At 61.4% G+C, this 1034-nt stretch carries 1 protein-coding gene and 1 pseudogene; both read left to right on the top strand.

What is annotated here, in order from left to right; all coding sequences use genetic code 11:
- Positions 1-359 (top strand): annotated as a pseudogene (locus EGI20_RS18775) (BMP family ABC transporter substrate-binding protein); the annotation flags it as partial.
- A gap of 92 nt (positions 360-451) precedes the next feature.
- On the top strand, positions 452-1027 hold the full coding sequence (locus tag EGI20_RS18770) for a cysteine hydrolase family protein (protein ID WP_498633214.1): 576 nt from the start codon (positions 452-454) through the stop codon (positions 1025-1027).
- The last annotated feature ends 7 nt before the right edge of the window (positions 1028-1034 follow it).

Raw genomic sequence — 1034 nt, 5'->3', positions numbered from 1 at the left:
TGGCCAAGTTCGGCCCCAAGGCCCAGCTGACCGCTTCCACCATCAACTGGGGCGGCTACTACACCCGCGCAGCCAAGGCCACGCTGGACAAGAGCTGGAAATCGGACAGCGTGGACTGGGGCATCAAGGACGGCATGGTGGCACTGAGCCCGCTGAATCCGGTCGTACCTAAACCTCTGGCTGCCAAGTTCAATGCCAAGAAGGCACTGTTTGCCAGCGGCAAGTTCCACAGCTTTACCGGTCCTATCGTCGATCAGGCCGGCAAGACCATGGTTGCAGCAGGTCAGGTACTGCCGCAAAAAGGCGTGGATACCATGAACTGGTATGTGAAGGGCGTGGAAGGCTCGATTCCGAAGTAAGCATTGGCTCCATCCGCCACACAACCGCCCTTCGGGGCGGTTTTGCATTGACGCGCTATGGTGAGACTTGCATTACGCAAGGAGAGACCATCGTGCAAAGCGCACTCATCCTGATCGACTACATCAACGATATCGTCACCGCACCGCGTTACCGCGACTTTCTGGCGCGCCACCATACGCTGGAACGCCTGCCGCGGCTGATAAGCAGCCTGCGCAACTACGGCATACCGGTCATCCATGTCCGCGTCGGCTTTTCCGACGACTACCGCGAACTGCCGCGCGCCTCTCCCCTATTTGCCAGTGCCGCCATCCGTGGCGCACTGCGCCTGAGCACCGCCGGCTGCGATTTTCATCCGGCCGCCGCCCCCCTGCCTGGAGAAACCATCATCCTCAAGCGCCGCGTCAATGCCTTTTACGGCACGGCGCTAGATCTTCTGCTGCGCAATATGCGCTGCGAGCGCCTGCTGATTGCCGGCTGCGCCACCGATCTCGCGGTGCAAAGCACGGTACGCGACGCACACGACCGCGACTATCGCGTCACGGTGCTGGGCGGATTTTGTATCGCGGCCAGCGATGCCGACCACGATGACACCTTGCGCCTGCTCGCACGCGTGGCGCTGGTCTCGCGCGAACAAGGCGGCCACGCACTAGCGGAAGTACCTGCCTAAGATAAAG

The sequence above is a fragment of the Aquitalea sp. S1-19 genome, from assembly GCF_024343515.1.
This window is presented reverse-complemented; position numbering and strand designations above follow the sequence as displayed.